The following is a 15,517-nucleotide window of genomic DNA, read 5'->3' on the forward strand; positions in this document are numbered from 1 at the left end:
TTTTTTTATACCTTAATGGCTTTCCAATGTCCTTTTTTAAACCAAATAAGTCCTATCACAGTAATCAACACCTCTGCTAAGGTAATTGCAATAAAAACACCTAGTGGACCTAAATCCAGTGACAAAGCCGATAAATACGCTAGCGGTAACTGAAACAACCAAAAACATATAAAATTAATCCATGTTGGTGTCTTGGTGTCCCCAGCCCCATTAAAGGCATTGATAATTACCATTCCATACCCATAAAACACATAACCTGCAGCGATAATTCTAAGGCATAATGCACCATTTTTAACCACTTCTGGCTCTTGGGTAAACCATGAAATAATCTCTGGAGCAAAAATGAGATAGACTATAGACACAAAGCCCATAAAAAAGGCACTGTACTTCCCTGTTTTCCAAACTGAAGCTTCAGCACGATCTGGCTCTTGGGCTCCTAAATTCTGTCCTACCAAAGTTGCCGCAGCATTGCTCATGCCCCAAGCAGGCATTAACGTAAACATCATTACACGAATAGCAATGGTGTAGCCTGCTAGCACTTCACTTCCAAATTCGCTCATAATACGCATTAAAAACACCCAAGATGATGTGCCAATTAAAAATTGTCCGATACCACCTAACGATACTTTTATGAGATTAACCATTACAGCTACTCTAAGTACTATATCCTTTAAAGCGACTTTTATTTTACTCCAGCCATAAAACAAGACCAATAATTGAAAAATTACTGCTGTACCTCTGCCAATTGTCGTTGCAATAGCCGCTCCTTTTACGCCGTAAGCTGGCATGGGGCCAAGTCCAAAAATAAATATCGGATCTAGTATAATATTCAAACCGTTGGATAAGACTAAAGCCCACATCGCTATTGAGGCATCACCTGCACCTCTAAAAACGGCATTGATCAAAAACAACAACATTATAGTAACGTTCCCGCCAAGTAATATTTGTGTATAACCATAGCCCTCGGCAATTAAATCGGGTTCACCTCCCATTAATTGCAATATGTCTTTCGGAAAAAATATACCAATTGCGCTAATTATAGCGGCAACAAAAATGCCTAGACCAATTACCTGCACAGTGGCTTGTGAAGCCCCTTCTCGATCTCCTTCTCCTATTCGCCTTGCTACAATAGCTGTAGCCGCCATACTTAACCCTATGGCAACAGCATATACAAGAGTGATTACAGATTCGGTAAGGCCTATAGTCGCAACGGCATTAACACTTACCTGAGAGACATAAAATATATCTACAATGGCAAAGATTGATTCCATGAGCATTTCCAAAATCATTGGAATAGAAAGCATAAACACTGCTCTTCGAATACTGCCTGATGTAAAATCCTGTTCCTTGCCAGAAACTGCGATTCTTAAATATTTAAAAAATTGTTTTATTGAAATTTTCTTGGATTGCATAACTAAAAATGAACTAGTAAAACATAGCTAAACAAATTGTTTTGTTTAACATTTTTACATCACATGAAGAGTGACGATTTTTCCGAAAGGTGAATTAAGCAATCATGGCGCAAATATGCACATTATTTTTTAATTCTGAAGAAAATAAATCAATGTTATTAAAAATAATAAGGTCCACAATGCTGTTCTTGCCCAATTTTTAGTTACCAATTTTTTACAGACATTCTCTACAGGATTATTACCATCTATACTAAAATGTAGTGGTACAAAGACTCTAAACGTTAGTATCCATAGTATTAAAATCAGCAATAAGCTAATGATGGTATACCAGTCCCTTATTTGCCATAAGTGAAAAATACCGAATGCTAATTGACTAAACATCAAAGGTAATACTATGTAAGTAACACGTTTAGTGTAACTTCTATGCCACTTGACCAAATCTGATTTTGAATAATACGCAAAACTCGGATAGATGACCAGCTGAACTGCCCAGATTAATACAACAAATCCAAAATCTATGAGCAGTCTTAATATTTCAAGTGTCATATCAATTCGTCTTTCTTACAATCCATACCCAATACATAAGAATTGGGTGGACAATTAATAATCTAACCCAAGCAATCCAAGGTGCCACACAAAACGCGCTTTCTACACAAGAACCTTTCAAGATAAAATCAACATGTGATGGTATAAATAGAATCAATAGGACGATAATTCCCTTAGCTGCTAACAGCCTCGTTTTTGGAAAAACAATACCTAGCCCTAAGAGAATTTCAAAAATACCGCTAGCATAGTTAATAAAGGAGTGAAACGGCAGATAATCAGGAATTAAATCTGAATAAAAATCTGGATTGATAAAATGATAGCTGCCTGCAAAAAGATAGAAGCCAACTAATACTAAGCGCAAAATCTTAATCATGACAGTTTCCATTTATAATCTACATGTACTTTTTTCAGAATTAGAAAAAATGGAATCCACCAAATAAAATCATTGGTAATTAATGTATAAATAAATTCAAAAGGCACATCGCCATTTAGGTAATTGAAGATAAACCCTAAAGGACCAAAAATTTTACCCAAAAAACCAACTGCTACAATTGGCCAATGTTTCATTGGATTATATGAAGCCCACCAATAGCCTAATCCATAGACACCAATAACCATACCCATACCTTGCCAAACCATGGGATGGTTTAAAGGGGCCATGCCAACAATTTCAAAAAAATGATTAGGGAAAAGAACTACCCAAGCTCCCCAAATAATATTGTAAATCGCTGCAAATCGAAGTGTAAAACGCATTTTTCTTTTTTACGCAAAGATAAGGAAGGTAAAATAGGTAAGCGGAAGTTTTTAGTCGTTTTTACCCGCTTTGTTATAAGCACGAATCATAAGAATAGCCCATAGAGCAACGAGTGCTATAACTGCAATAGAAAACCATAATACAATGTCATTTGCTTCCATGATCTACAAGTTTTAAGTAAATCATAACACCGAGTAAGGTTGGTGCCCAAAGGCCTACAAATATACCATGCATTTGATCTCCGGTTAAAAACAAATATTCTGCGACAAGAATTATAACTGCGCACAAAATCAACATAAGCAAATTCGCAGTTCCTAATTTTTTGAAGTAATCCATCTTTGAGGGTTAGTTTAAAACCTCAAGTTAACAAAAATTACAATGTGTGAAAAAAATACTAATAAAATAATTGGCTATTTGTAGTAGACTTTGTGCTTTCTATAAGCAAAGAAGGCTAATATTCCGATGATAACCAATGTTATAGCAATAAACTGAAAACTTAATATTTGGTCACCACTAGCATACGCATGTAAACCTGACAAATAGAAATTTACGCCAAAATACGTCATTAAAATACTACCGAAAGCCAAAACCGACATTAAATTATACAACCAACGTCCGCGCATTCCAGGCACCAAGCGCATATGAATGACAAACGCATAAATCATAATGCTGATTAACGCCCAAGTTTCTTTTGGATCCCAGCCCCAATAACGTCCCCAACTTTCGTTAGCCCACATACCTCCCAAGAAATTACCAATAGTGAGCATCACTAAACCTACCGTCAATGCCAACTCATTAATTATGGTCAATTCTTTGATGTTGATAAGCATACGCTCTTTATTTGTTTTGTTAGTTAAAACCATAAGCAATAGTGCTACTACACCTAAAATCATACCTATAGCAAAGGGACCATAGCTTGCCACGATAACAGAAACGTGAATCATTAGCCAATAGCCTTGTAAAACAGGTTGTAAATTGGCAATTGCAGGATCCATCCAATTCCAATGTGCAACCATCAGAATCATAGAACATACAAAAGCTGCAGATGCTATAGTGAGGTTACTCTTTCTACCAAATAAAAGACCAAATAGCATCACAGACCAAGCCACATAAATCATGGACTCATAGGCATCGCTCCAAGGAGCATGACCAGACAAATACCAACGCCAAACTAAACTTAGCGTATGTGCAGTGAATAGAAGTATTGTAATTCCAATCATGCCATTTATGGCCCACTTCAACCCTTTGCTTCTGAATTGAAATATCTGAACAATGATAAGGATAAACAATACAGTTGCCGTATACATGTACCAACTGAAGAGCTTCTTAAAAATATCGTATTTATTGTAAAGAATCTCAGATTCTATTTTTTCGTTAGATAACATAACGGCACTACCGAACTTCTGTTGGGTTTTCTTTATCCCTTCAAGTAGTTCTTCAGCTTTAGTAAAGTCACCCGTCTGCTTTGCATTATTTAATGTGACCAGATATGCACTAAAACCATTATTAATGAAATTTTGGTATAAAGAATCCTTTATTGTTTCACTGTAGCCTTTTTCCCTAAATTCTAATGAAGAAATCCAAGTGTTGTTCTCATCTTCTGGAACTGGAAATATCTTTACCGAACGTCCTTCAATGGCATTATATAAAAGGTTGACGCGAGAGTCTGCTTCCTTAATTTCTTTTTGAAAACCATTAGGTACTTGCGCTTTGTATGCTTCTTCAAGATAAGGTCCTAATTTGTATGTTCCGTCTGGATTGAAAAAATCCACAAGACTCGCATATTTTTCACCATAGTCTACCCCAATAATCGTTCGAATGGAATCTGCCTTTCTTTTCTTTAAATAGATAATTGGAACATTATACCAAAGTAATGGACTCTCTTGTATGGAAAGAAAAATCTGTGTGGCGTTAAACTCTTCATACACATCCTTCTTACTTAGTTTTCTAAGTGTTTCCGAAGCATAGGTATGCATTGGCATCATACGACCACTATAGTCCTGGATGACCATCTCTGCAAACTTATCAGCATGTACTACTGGTGTAATATTAGCCCGTAAAATAGAATCAATACGTGCCTTAGCAGGTTTAAGGGAATGATTATGACCATCAGCTTCTGAATGCCCCTGTGCAAATCCAGAAAAGCTTAACAAAAAGGCAATCATAGTCATCAGTTTTGCCTTCTTCTCTTTTAACTTATATAAACGCTGTCTTAAATCATCGAATCGCGTATGCCTAGCAAAAATAATGGCCATTAACCCAAAGTACAATAATAAGTAACCAGCATAAGTAATATATGTGCCCCAGCGATCATGGTTTACAGACAATACGGTACCCTTTTCATCAGGGTCGAAACTCGCCTGAAAAAAACGATAACCTCTATGGTCCAAGATATTATTCATGTAAATATGATAGTCAAAATCCCCAATCTCTTGGTCTAATACAGTAACCTTGCTTTCGTAAGACGAATAAGCGTTTTCAGTTCCAGGATACTTTTCGGCTATAAAATCATTAAGCTTAACTTCAAAGGGCAATTGCTCTAATCGCGAACCAAAGCGCAGTGCTATATCTAATCCACCAACATTGATTTCTTCCATTCTATTGTAGGTCCCTGGACCACCGATAAGATTAAGGCTCTTAGTTTCGCCATTGGCTGTTATGTCCAAAACTGCTCCGCTTTCATCGCCTTTAAGAATGGTGGGTTTTTTAACCACATCAAAAATGCCTTTCACCACTGGTTTCGGAAATACCAATTGCATGTTCCCAATGACATATCGCGAACGTAGTGCCAAACGTTGTAAACTATCTTTTACCAATTTACCACGCTGCCCAGTGGCCATGGTCATATATTCTCCTTCGAATGGTGATTTTATAAACAATCCTTCTTCGGTATCAAATATATTTATGGCACCTTCTTGTTCTTTATTGAGAGAGATTAGAACATTGTGTAAATTAGAAATCTGTCCTTTCTTTAAAAAGTGATTGTGTGGTCTTCCTTCGCCCGCTTCTACGATTTTTAAGTAGCTTTCACCATTTTCATTTGGAATAATATCCTTCTCTGCACCTTTAATAAATTTTATGAGCTTAAAATTGACCTCAGTACCACCATAATCATAAGTACGCTTAAAATCATTATCGAGACGATGCGAAAAATCAACCTCCTCCATAATATTCCGTTGTTGTAACTGCCCATTAACTTCGTAATTTCCAACAATACGCCCACTGACATAGGTCTTTAATGATCGAAACTGACTTTCTGTAGCTCCTTCCCTAATATTCATCATACCCTCGTAACCAATGTAACGTGTTACACCTGCGCCAACAATGATAAAAATCCACGATAAGTGCAAAATAAGTGTGGCCCATTTTTCCTTTCGCCATAAACGGTATCTTCCTATATTTCCAATAAAATTGATAACGAAAATGACCATTATCGTCTCGAACCACCAAGCATTATAAATCAATGTTCTCGTGTAAGGTGTTGGCGAGGTTTCCATGTTTCTATCCATAATCGTTCCTGTGGCCATAGCCACAGCAAAAACAATAAATAGAACAGCAGTAAGTCTTGTGGAAAAAAGGAAATTAAGGATTTTCTTTTGCATAGCACGATGGGCTTTTTAAGCTCGCGCAAAGATAATGCTTTTTGATGATTTTGTATTTGTTTTTTAACCACCAAAAAGCGTTAAAAATTGCCAATTATTTTTTATGCATTCCTTTTAGCTTCATTACGTTTGCGTAGAATCTTAGATTTCAATTAATTTGAAACTTTAGACTTTAATAGCTGATTTTGTTCTTCCATTAAATGTTTTAAGTCCGATAACAACTCTATATCCTTTGGGGTCACAACAGTTTGGTCATTAGTGTCCTGTGCTTTATTCCGCAATTTGTTCATGGCCTTTACCACAATAAAGATGGTAAAGCCAATAATCAAAAAGTCAATAAAAACCTCTAACAACTTACCGTAGGCTACAGCAACCTCTCCAGTAGTTATGGCACCTGTGCCGTCGGTTATGGCATCTCGCAATACTAATTTTTTATCCTGAAAGTTAACACCATCAGACAATAATGATAATGGTGGCAACAACACCTGTTTGGCCAATACATCAATCACTTTATTAAATGCTGCGCCAATAATAATACCAATGGCCATGTCCATCATATTGCCTTTGACAGCAAATTCTTTAAATTCTTTGAGGAGTTTCATAGTGGGTAATTTGATTATTAAAAGTAAAGATAATCAGCTTCAATTTTATTTAAAGTAATTGTTACCTATTTTTACAGCATGATAACTGTTGTGCTTCTTGGTGCCGGCAATGTGGCCACACATCTATATAAAGCCTTTAAAACTTCTGATACCGTTACTATGACACAATGGTACAATCGTAGTTATAGTGCTATTTCATCTTATGCTAATGAGGTTGATACCACCGATGATTTATCACAATTAAAAGAAGCTGATATTTATATTTTGGCTGTTAGTGATGATTGTATTTCTGAGGTATCCAAGGGTTTACCTTTTGAAAATCGATTGGTGGCTCATACCTCAGGGAGTGTTTCTGTTCACGATTTAGACAAAAAGAACCAACGTGCTGTGTTTTATCCTTTACAGACGTTTTCAAAAAACGCAGAATTAGATTTTAGTGAAATACCTATTTGTATTGAAGTCACCGAAAAACAAAATCTTCAGTTTATGAAGGATTTGGCAGGTGCCTTGGGCTGTAAACCCTATAAAATCACTACAGAACAGCGCCAAACCCTACACTTATCAGCCGTTTTTGTCAATAATTTCACCAATCAACTCTATCGCATTGCACACGAAATTAGTGATGCAAAAAGTATAAATTTTGATATCTTAAAGCCCTTAATATTAGAAACGGCAAAAAAAGTTCAGGATATGTCACCGTATATGGCTCAGACTGGACCGGCAAAACGGAATGACAAAAAGACAATTAGACGCCATTTAAAGCAACTAGAGAATGAAGAGCATAAAGCCATTTATGAATTGTTAACCGCTTCAATTAGAAAAACACATGGTGCTTCGACTAAGCTCAGCAACCAAAAAAAGACTAACGATACAACTAGTGGTCACTGAGGCTCTCGAAGTGACAATAATCTAAGTAAATGAATAAAACAGAAAATAAAAGCTATAAAGAATATTTAATCAATATCACAACATTCATTTTTGATGTGGATGGTGTTCTTACCGATGGTACCATAACCGTCACTACAGATGGTGAAATGCTAAGAAAGATGAGCATTAAGGATGGCTTTGCCTTAAAAACGGCAGTTGATGCTGGTTTTAATGTATGTATCATTTCTGGAGGGTCTAACGAAGGTGTGCGGAAACGTCTTAGAGGTCTTGGCATTACCGATATTTATCTCGGTGCACATAATAAAATTGAGCAATTAGATGAATATTTGGATATTTACAATATCAAGCCCGAATCCGTGTTGTATATGGGAGATGATATTCCAGATTATCCTGTAATGAAACTTGTAGGTTTACCATGTTGTCCCCAGGATGCAGTGCCAGAGATAAAGGCGATTTCAAAATATATCTCGCACAAAAATGGCGGTAAAGGTGCGGTACGCGATGTTATAGAGCAGGTGCTTAAAGTTCATGACAAATGGAATGGTAATTTCGATGCAAAATACGACTAACTAAATGGGAAGAAGAGGCAGAAGACATAGCACAGGTTTTGGATATATAGGCTTTGGCAACAACCAATCCACTTTTAACCAAAAGACTTCTGTGCCCTTTTCAGTGTATAAGGAAAAATTAGATCTTGAAGCGCATCTCCATTATGAAATGGAATTTCTGCATAAAGATTTAACTAAGGCCGATAAACAAAAAATAAAAGATAAAATAAGAAGACAAGAGCGTCAGTTATTTATCAGAACCACCGTTGTAAGTATTATCGTCTTTGCCATCGTAGCCTACATCGCTTATTATTTAATCAATCAAATCCTTTCGCGCTAACCGCTATATGATTCACTTTCTAAACCTAATTCGTTGGAAGAACCTCGTTATGATTGCACTCGTGCAAATCTTAATTAAATATGCATTACTTCTTCCTTTTTTCGAAAGCCATGGAGTTGTCACCACATTGAGTCCGCTGGAATTTTCATTATTAGTCGTTGCTACCATTTGCATAGCCGCAGGTGGTTATGTTATTAATGATATCTACGATATAGAAACCGACAAAATCAACAAGCCAGGAAAAGTCATAGTCAATAAATATATCTCCGAAAAAGTTGCGCTTAGACTATTTATTATATTGAATATTATTGGTGTTGGACTAGGTTATTACTTATCCAATGGTATAGGTAAATCTGGATTTTTTGTCATTTTTTTTATAGCCTCCGCATCACTTTACATCTATTCGTCTTACTTAAAACAAATGTTGTTGGTTGGCAATATTCTTGTATCATTAGTCGTAGCTCTAAGCTTACTCTTGGTTGGAATCTTTGAATTGTTACCAGTCATTAATGGAGGCAATCGAAAGGTGCAAATTTTCTTTTTCAGACTTATACTAGACTACGCCATTTTTGCTTTTATGATTAACCTCATTCGTGAACTGGTTAAGGATATCGAAGATATTGATGGTGATTACAAAGTTGGCATGCGAACTTTACCCATAATTTTAGGAAGAGACCGCGCCACTAAAATTGTATTTATACTTTCATTGATACCTCTATTTTCTGTAGTTTATTATGTGATTACTAACTTATTTAAGCAACAGCTTTTTGTTGGGTATTTCTTAATTTTCGTAATTGCACCATTAATTTACATAACTATAAAACTTTTTAGTGCAGAACAAAAACCGCATTACAAACACATCAGTTTAATACTTAAACTTGTTATGCTAACAGGATTACTTTCAATTGCACTATATCCTTATGTTTTAAAATAAATGCTCAACGATAAACTCAAAGATTACCACATTATTTTAGCCTCGGCTTCACCAAGACGTCATGCCTTTTTAAAGGCTATGAATATTGAATTTGAAGTGAAGCAACATCCTATTGATGAAGTCTACCCCAAAGAACTAAAAGGTACCGAGATTACGGATTATTTAGCCAAGCTTAAAGCCGAAGCTTTCAAAAAAGACCTCAAGGAAAAAGACATTTTAATCACCAGTGATACCATTGTTTGGTTAGATGGCAAAGCCATAGAAAAACCAAAAGATGAAGAAGATGCCTTCAGAATGATAAAATCCCTGAGTAACACTACACACCAAGTGATGACATCGATTTGTTTTACTCAAAAGAACCATCAAAAAGTAGTAAATACAACAACCAAGGTCACATTTAAAGCGTTGACAGATGAAGAAATATGGCATTATGTCAACACCTTTAAACCTTTGGATAAGGCTGGTGCATACGGTATACAAGAATGGATAGGCGCTATCGGCATCACTAAAATTGAAGGCTCCTATAATAATGTTGTAGGTTTACCTACGCATTTGCTTTACGAAACGTTAATTAACATAATTAACACCTAATATCTTCTTATTTTTGTAAAAAATTTGAAAATGAATAAGTCTATAAAAGCGCTCATCGTTTTTTTATGCTTTATATGTGTGCTCATCATCGTCATGTCTTGTAAAGACCATAATAACTCTGAAACTTCCGAAATACTTGCTATATCCGAAATAAAGGAAGAGCCTTTAAAGCCAAAAACAAAACTATCACAGCAATTCAAAGACTATTGGTATGCTGGCGAAGCGGAAATTACCTCTTACAAATTAGAGCAGGCGCGTTATGGCGAAATGCGAGATGGTACTGCTGTCTTGGTATTTGTTACTGAAGATTTTTTGCCAGAAGCTCAAGTAAAAGCAGATAATTATAGCGAATCGAATGTACCTATTTTAAAACTCAATGCGACTAAAAATTTTAATACAGGAATTTACCCTTACTCCATTATGCAGAGTACCTTTTACCCTGTAGCTAATAACAAGCACGCCATAAAAGTATCGACATCAATACAAGAATGGTGCGGACAAGTCTATACGCAGATTAATAACAGAACTGATTTTGAAGTGATGTCACATTCATACTTTCAAAGTGAAGCCGATCAGACTTTTACTATCGAAAAAACCTGGACCGAAAATGAATTATGGACAAAACTTCGAATTGACCCAAAAAGTCTACCGACTGGAGAATTAAACCTAGTTCCATCATTAGAATTCACAAGGCTGCGACATAAAGACATAAAAGCTTACAATGCAATCGCCAATTTAGAAGATAGTAGCTACACCATTACATATCCTGAATTAAGCAGAACTTTAAAAATCAATTTCAATTCGGAATTTCCATATGAGATTTCTGGTTGGGAAGAAACCACTGTTAGTGGTTATGGTAGTGCTTCAAAGACCTTAACGACAAAAGCGACCAAGTTAGAATCCATCAAATCTGCTTATTGGAGTAAAAACAATAATGCAGATGAGAGCCTAAGGAAAATCTTAAAATTGCAATAAATTAAGACTATATTTGTTACAGACCTATTAGCTGTAACATGACTAAATTCTTCGAAACTTACCAATCTGAGATTATATATACAGTAATAGTACTATTCGTATTGTTTATTGTAAGAAAAATTATTGTGCTTAGCGTTAAACGTATCGGGAAACGTAGTGGTACTACTGAAGCCAGAGCCAATTTAATAGGCCGTTATGCTACCGTTACCTTGGTACTCCTTGCACTTCTTATTGAGGCTTTTATTCTTGGTTTTGAAACACGTGATATTACGTTGATATTTTCCTCGGTATTTGCGGTCATTGGCATTGCATTATTTGCCATCTGGTCCATTTTGAGCAATGTGACTTCTGGTGTTATTATGTTTTTCTCGTTTCCTTACAAGGTCGGTGATAAAATCAAAATTCACGATAAGGATTATCCGGTAGAAGCCATTATTGAAGACATAAGAGCATTTCAACTCATACTAAGGGAAGACAATGGTGATTTAGTGACCTATCCTAATAACCTCATTCTTCAAAAGGCTGTAACTTTAGTAAAAAAAGATGCTCTAAACTAAAGCGAGTATTTCCTAAACATGGCAAGAAGAGCAACTAAAAAACGTACGCAGGATTATGTAAAGCATATTGGTCAGGTACCAGGAACCTTAATCTATACTGGTAAAAAATCAGATAAAGATTTTCAAGTAGAGTGCTTTGACTACACAAAAGAAAATGTTGAAGAAGCCATACTCCTTAATATTGAAGAAGCCATCAACTATAAAGAAACCGATTCAGTGACTTGGATCAATGTAGATGGCTTAAAGCACACTGATAAAATTGAAAACATTGGCAAACAATATAGTCTGCACCCATTAGTGCTAGAAGATATTGTAAACACAACCCAACGTCCTAAGATTGATGAATATGAAGCATATTTATTTGTAGTGCTTAAAATGCTCTACTACGATAAAAACGACCACCTAGTCATTGAACAGGTCAGCCTTGTACTCGGCAAAAATTATGTTTTGACCTTTCAGGAATCCGAAGGTGATGTTTTTGGTACTATAAGAAATAGGTTACGTCATAATAATGGAAGAATTAGAGGTCTTAAGTCCGATTACCTCATGTATGCCCTCATTGATGCCGTAGTTGATAATTATTATACCATCATTGAAACTTTAGGTAATAAAATTGAAGATCTTGAAACTGAACTGTTCGAAGGACATGCAAGGGAAGATGTGAATATTGAAATACAACAACTCAAACGAGAAATCCTAAAAGTTCGACGTGCCATATTTCCATTGCGCGAAATCATAAGCAGAATCACTAAAGACGACCAGCCTTTAATATACAAACGTACAATTACTTATTATAGAGATATTTATGACCATTTAATTCAAGTATCAGAGAATATAGATATTTATCGCGAAATGATTTGGAGTTTAATGGATATGTACATGACCACCATCAGCAATAAGATGAACGAGGTAATGAAAGTCCTCACCATTATAGCGACCATTTTTATTCCATTGACCTTCATTGCTGGTATTTATGGTATGAATTTTAAGTTTATTCCCGAGCTTCAATATGAATATGGCTATTTTGTACTTTGGGGAATCATGATTCTTATGTTTTTAGCCATGCTCTATTATTTTAAACGAAAGAAGTGGTTATAATTGGTTTAACCGTTAAACAAAACCTAAAACCAAACCCATTAGCACCTTACTTTTATATATTTGGAGAGTAACTAACTAATAGACACAATGCGCCAGATTAAACTTTGCCTTTTCTTCATTCTAGGCTATATAGTTTCACTACCAGCACAACAACCCAAAAAACTCAGTTCCTCTGAAATTTATGAAGCTGTTCAAAAACTTAATGTTCTAGGATCTGTATTATATGTTGCTGCACATCCTGATGATGAGAACACACGCTTAATTGCGTACATGTCTAATAAAGTTAAAGCACGTACGGCTTACCTATCCTTAACACGAGGTGATGGCGGACAGAATCTTATTGGTCCAGAAATAAGAGAATTACTTGGGGTCATTAGAACACAAGAATTATTGGCGGCTCGTGGTGTCGATGGTGGTGAACAACTATTCTCTAGAGCAAATGATTTTGGCTACTCAAAGCATCCTAGTGAGACCTTCGACATTTGGAACAAAGATGACGTACTCGCAGATGTGGTTTGGGCTATTAGGGAGTTTAAGCCCGATGTTATCATTAACCGCTTTGACCATAGAACACCAGGCCGAACCCATGGTCATCATACCGCCTCTGCTATGCTGAGTATGGAAGCTTTTGATTTAGCCAATGATGCTTCAAAGTACCCTTCGCAATTAAAATTTACAGAAACTTGGCAACCCAAACGTTTGTTCTTTAATACCTCTTGGTGGTTTTATGGTAGTAGGGAAAACTTTGAAAAAGCCGATAAAAGTAATATGCTAAATTTTGATATAGGCGTTTACTATCCTACCAAAGGTATGTCTAATAATGAAGTGGCTGCTTTGGCAAGTAGCCAGCATTTATGTCAAGGGTTTGGGCGTTTAAGTACACGAGGTACACAAGAAGAATATATCGAATTCCTTAAAGGAGAACCCTTAGATGGAACCAATGATGTTTTTGCAGGTATCGATACCTCATGGAACAGAATTGAAGGTGGACAAGCGATTGGAACTATTTTAAAAGACATTGAAAAGAATTTCAATTTTGTAAATCCTGCCAGTCACTTACCACAACTTTTAGACGCTTACAGACTGCTTCAAAACGTTGATGATGAGCACTGGAAAACCTTAAAGACGAAGGAATTAAAAGCTATTATCGAAGCTTGCGCTGGACTGTATTTAGAAGTTTCCGCAAGTAGTCCCCATGCATCGCCAAACTCAACTGTCAATCTTAGAATTGAAGCTTTAAACCGAAGCAATGCAAAAATAAATCTGGTGTCCTATAAGCTTTCCACCTTACATAATGGCATTTCAAAACAAATGGAAATGCCAGAAAATCAACGTTTAAACTTCGAAGATGGTATTACCATTCCAACCGATATTACCTCTACAGCACCTTATTGGCTTAATAAGAAAAGTTCGTTGGGAATGTATCATGTCGAAAGACAAGAACTGATTGGATTACCCGAGACTCCAAGAGCTGTTTTTGTGGATTTTAACCTGACTATTGAAGGCGTCGCTTTAACCATTACCAAGCCTGTGGTCTATCGCTATTCAAAACCAGATAAAGGCGAATTATATAGACCTTTTGAGATTATTCCTGAAGTATCGGCTAGTATTAGTGATAAGGTGTTCATTTTTGAAAACGACCAACAAAAAGAAATCGAAATTACCGTAAAAGCAGGTCGCGATGCCATTGAAGGTTTCGTTCAGATGGCATATCCTAACGATTGGAATGTTTATCCTCAGAAGCAAAAAATAGAAATTGCCAATAAAGGTGATATTCAGAAAGTCGTTTTTACTGTAATTCCACCTAAGGGTCAAAGTGAAGGCTTAATCACTCCAATGGTTAATATTAATGGAGAATTCTACACAGATGAACTTGTAGAAATTGACTACGACCACATTCCATATCAAACCGTATTGATACCAAGCGTTAGTGATTTAGTTCGCCTAGACATTAATAAAAGAGGTGAAAATATAGGCTACATTGAAGGTGCTGGTGATGTAGTTCCTGAAAGTTTACGTCAAATTGGTTATAATGTCACCATTATTAAACCAGAACAAATTACTCCAGACAACTTAGTAAATTTTGATGCTATCGTTGTCGGCATAAGAGCCTACAACATTTTGGATGAATTAAAATTTAAGCAAAAATTCTTATTAGATTATGTGAAAGAAGGTGGCAACATGATTGTGCAATACAACACTAACAGACGACTTAAAACTGATAACATTGCACCATACGATTTACAATTATCTAGAGACCGGGTTACTGATGAAAATGCCGAAGTCAGAATTTTAGACTCTAATCACCCAATACTAAATTTTCCCAACAAAATCACCCAAAAAGATTTTGAGGGTTGGGTGCAAGAACGTGGGCTCTATTTCCCAAACCAATGGGCAGATGAGTTTACACCACTATTAGCGATGAATGATAAAGGGGAAAGCTCAAAAGAAGGTAGCTTACTTGTCGCTAATTATGGAAAAGGGCATTACATCTACACAGGCTTAAGCTTCTTTAGGGAATTTCCTGCTGGTGTTTCTGGCGCCTATCGCCTTTTTGCCAATTTACTTTCAGCAGGGAAAGAAGACCAAACCACACTAAAAAACTAACAACTGATTAATATGCATAACCAAGACCAACCTCAACCCAAACAAAAGCAGAAATGGAACAAA

15 protein-coding genes are annotated in these 15,517 nt (G+C 36.1%); 9 read left to right on the top strand and 6 right to left on the bottom strand.

The features are described from left to right. Nucleotides 1-5: 5 nt before the first annotated feature. The 6 genes from Q0992_RS10950 to mscL all read right to left on the bottom strand — a co-directional run bounded on the left by Q0992_RS10950 (nucleotide 6) and on the right by mscL (nucleotide 6,916). Nucleotides 6-1,412: an MATE family efflux transporter gene (locus tag Q0992_RS10950; protein WP_299523843.1), complete on the bottom strand. Its 1,407-nt coding sequence runs from the start codon at nucleotides 1,410-1,412 to the stop codon at nucleotides 6-8. Between the two features lie 129 nt (nucleotides 1,413-1,541). After that, entirely contained in the window at nucleotides 1,542-1,958 is a 417-nt protein-coding gene (locus Q0992_RS10955; RefSeq protein ID WP_299523846.1) for a hypothetical protein, read from the bottom strand. A 1-nt stretch (nucleotide 1,959) separates the two neighbouring features. Beyond that, the gene (locus Q0992_RS10960; protein ID WP_299523849.1) at nucleotides 1,960-2,331 is read right to left on the bottom strand and encodes a MauE/DoxX family redox-associated membrane protein; all 372 of its coding nucleotides are present in this window, start codon (nucleotides 2,329-2,331) and stop codon (nucleotides 1,960-1,962) included. Beyond that, nucleotides 2,328-2,711 (bottom strand): alkyl hydroperoxide reductase, encoded by a 384-nt coding sequence (locus Q0992_RS10965; protein ID WP_299523852.1) that lies wholly within the window; start codon nucleotides 2,709-2,711, stop codon nucleotides 2,328-2,330. Before Q0992_RS10965 ends, Q0992_RS10960 begins: the two co-directional genes overlap by 4 nt. A gap of 411 nt (nucleotides 2,712-3,122) precedes the next feature. After that, on the bottom strand, nucleotides 3,123-6,314 hold the full coding sequence (gene ccsA, locus Q0992_RS10970) for a cytochrome c biogenesis protein CcsA (RefSeq protein ID WP_299523855.1): 3,192 nt from the start codon (nucleotides 6,312-6,314) through the stop codon (nucleotides 3,123-3,125). Nucleotides 6,315-6,466: 152 nt separating this feature from the next. After that, nucleotides 6,467-6,916 carry a large conductance mechanosensitive channel protein MscL gene (gene mscL / locus Q0992_RS10975; RefSeq protein ID WP_299523860.1) on the bottom strand — a complete coding sequence of 150 codons (450 nt, stop codon included), beginning with the start codon at nucleotides 6,914-6,916 and terminating at the stop codon, nucleotides 6,467-6,469. Between the two features lie 78 nt (nucleotides 6,917-6,994). On the opposite strand from mscL, the gene Q0992_RS10980 reads away from it, so the two are divergent. The 9 genes from Q0992_RS10980 to Q0992_RS11020 all read left to right on the top strand — a co-directional run bounded on the left by Q0992_RS10980 (nucleotide 6,995) and on the right by Q0992_RS11020 (nucleotide 15,454). After that, nucleotides 6,995-7,804, top strand: a complete 810-nt coding sequence (locus Q0992_RS10980) for a Rossmann-like and DUF2520 domain-containing protein (RefSeq protein ID WP_299523865.1) — start codon at nucleotides 6,995-6,997, stop codon at nucleotides 7,802-7,804. Nucleotides 7,805-7,833: 29 nt separating this feature from the next. Then, the gene (locus Q0992_RS10985) at nucleotides 7,834-8,373 is read left to right on the top strand and encodes an HAD family hydrolase (RefSeq protein WP_299523868.1); all 540 of its coding nucleotides are present in this window, start codon (nucleotides 7,834-7,836) and stop codon (nucleotides 8,371-8,373) included. A gap of 4 nt (nucleotides 8,374-8,377) precedes the next feature. After that, on the top strand, nucleotides 8,378-8,692 hold the full coding sequence (locus tag Q0992_RS10990; RefSeq protein WP_299523871.1) for a hypothetical protein: 315 nt from the start codon (nucleotides 8,378-8,380) through the stop codon (nucleotides 8,690-8,692). Nucleotides 8,693-8,699: 7 nt separating this feature from the next. Continuing rightward, nucleotides 8,700-9,626 (top strand): geranylgeranylglycerol-phosphate geranylgeranyltransferase, encoded by a 927-nt coding sequence (locus tag Q0992_RS10995; RefSeq protein WP_299523874.1) that lies wholly within the window; start codon nucleotides 8,700-8,702, stop codon nucleotides 9,624-9,626. Beyond that, nucleotides 9,627-10,217: a Maf-like protein gene (locus tag Q0992_RS11000; RefSeq protein ID WP_299523877.1), complete on the top strand. Its 591-nt coding sequence runs from the start codon at nucleotides 9,627-9,629 to the stop codon at nucleotides 10,215-10,217. Nucleotides 10,218-10,247: 30 nt separating this feature from the next. Beyond that, nucleotides 10,248-11,192, top strand: a complete 945-nt coding sequence (locus tag Q0992_RS11005; protein WP_299523880.1) for a septum formation inhibitor Maf — start codon at nucleotides 10,248-10,250, stop codon at nucleotides 11,190-11,192. 38 nt (nucleotides 11,193-11,230) lie between these two features. Next, nucleotides 11,231-11,749 carry a mechanosensitive ion channel domain-containing protein gene (locus tag Q0992_RS11010; RefSeq protein ID WP_299523883.1) on the top strand — a complete coding sequence of 173 codons (519 nt, stop codon included), beginning with the start codon at nucleotides 11,231-11,233 and terminating at the stop codon, nucleotides 11,747-11,749. An 18-nt stretch (nucleotides 11,750-11,767) separates the two neighbouring features. Beyond that, nucleotides 11,768-12,847 (top strand): magnesium/cobalt transporter CorA, encoded by a 1,080-nt coding sequence (gene corA / locus Q0992_RS11015; RefSeq protein WP_299523886.1) that lies wholly within the window; start codon nucleotides 11,768-11,770, stop codon nucleotides 12,845-12,847. Between the two features lie 87 nt (nucleotides 12,848-12,934). Then, entirely contained in the window at nucleotides 12,935-15,454 is a 2,520-nt protein-coding gene (locus Q0992_RS11020) for a PIG-L family deacetylase (RefSeq protein ID WP_299523892.1), read from the top strand. The last annotated feature ends 63 nt before the right edge of the window (nucleotides 15,455-15,517 follow it).

This window comes from Winogradskyella sp. (assembly GCF_028289625.1).
GTDB lineage: Bacteria > Bacteroidota > Bacteroidia > Flavobacteriales > Flavobacteriaceae > Winogradskyella.

Bases quoted from the DNA above. Each gene is read 5' to 3' on its own strand.
- Q0992_RS10950 (WP_299523843.1), bottom strand. From the start codon at position 1,412: ATGCAATCCAAGAAAATTTCAATAAAACAATTTTTTAAATATTTAAGA.
- Q0992_RS10955 (WP_299523846.1), bottom strand. From the start codon at position 1,958: ATGACACTTGAAATATTAAGACTGCTCATAGATTTTGGATTTGTTGTA.
- Q0992_RS10960 (WP_299523849.1), bottom strand. From the start codon at position 2,331: ATGATTAAGATTTTGCGCTTAGTATTAGTTGGCTTCTATCTTTTTGCA.
- Q0992_RS10965 (WP_299523852.1), bottom strand. From the start codon at position 2,711: ATGCGTTTTACACTTCGATTTGCAGCGATTTACAATATTATTTGGGGA.
- ccsA (WP_299523855.1), bottom strand. From the start codon at position 6,314: ATGCAAAAGAAAATCCTTAATTTCCTTTTTTCCACAAGACTTACTGCT.
- mscL (WP_299523860.1), bottom strand. From the start codon at position 6,916: ATGAAACTCCTCAAAGAATTTAAAGAATTTGCTGTCAAAGGCAATATG.
- Q0992_RS10980 (WP_299523865.1), top strand. From the start codon at position 6,995: ATGATAACTGTTGTGCTTCTTGGTGCCGGCAATGTGGCCACACATCTA.
- Q0992_RS10985 (WP_299523868.1), top strand. From the start codon at position 7,834: ATGAATAAAACAGAAAATAAAAGCTATAAAGAATATTTAATCAATATC.
- Q0992_RS10990 (WP_299523871.1), top strand. From the start codon at position 8,378: ATGGGAAGAAGAGGCAGAAGACATAGCACAGGTTTTGGATATATAGGC.
- Q0992_RS10995 (WP_299523874.1), top strand. From the start codon at position 8,700: ATGATTCACTTTCTAAACCTAATTCGTTGGAAGAACCTCGTTATGATT.
- Q0992_RS11000 (WP_299523877.1), top strand. From the start codon at position 9,627: ATGCTCAACGATAAACTCAAAGATTACCACATTATTTTAGCCTCGGCT.
- Q0992_RS11005 (WP_299523880.1), top strand. From the start codon at position 10,248: ATGAATAAGTCTATAAAAGCGCTCATCGTTTTTTTATGCTTTATATGT.
- Q0992_RS11010 (WP_299523883.1), top strand. From the start codon at position 11,231: ATGACTAAATTCTTCGAAACTTACCAATCTGAGATTATATATACAGTA.
- corA (WP_299523886.1), top strand. From the start codon at position 11,768: ATGGCAAGAAGAGCAACTAAAAAACGTACGCAGGATTATGTAAAGCAT.
- Q0992_RS11020 (WP_299523892.1), top strand. From the start codon at position 12,935: ATGCGCCAGATTAAACTTTGCCTTTTCTTCATTCTAGGCTATATAGTT.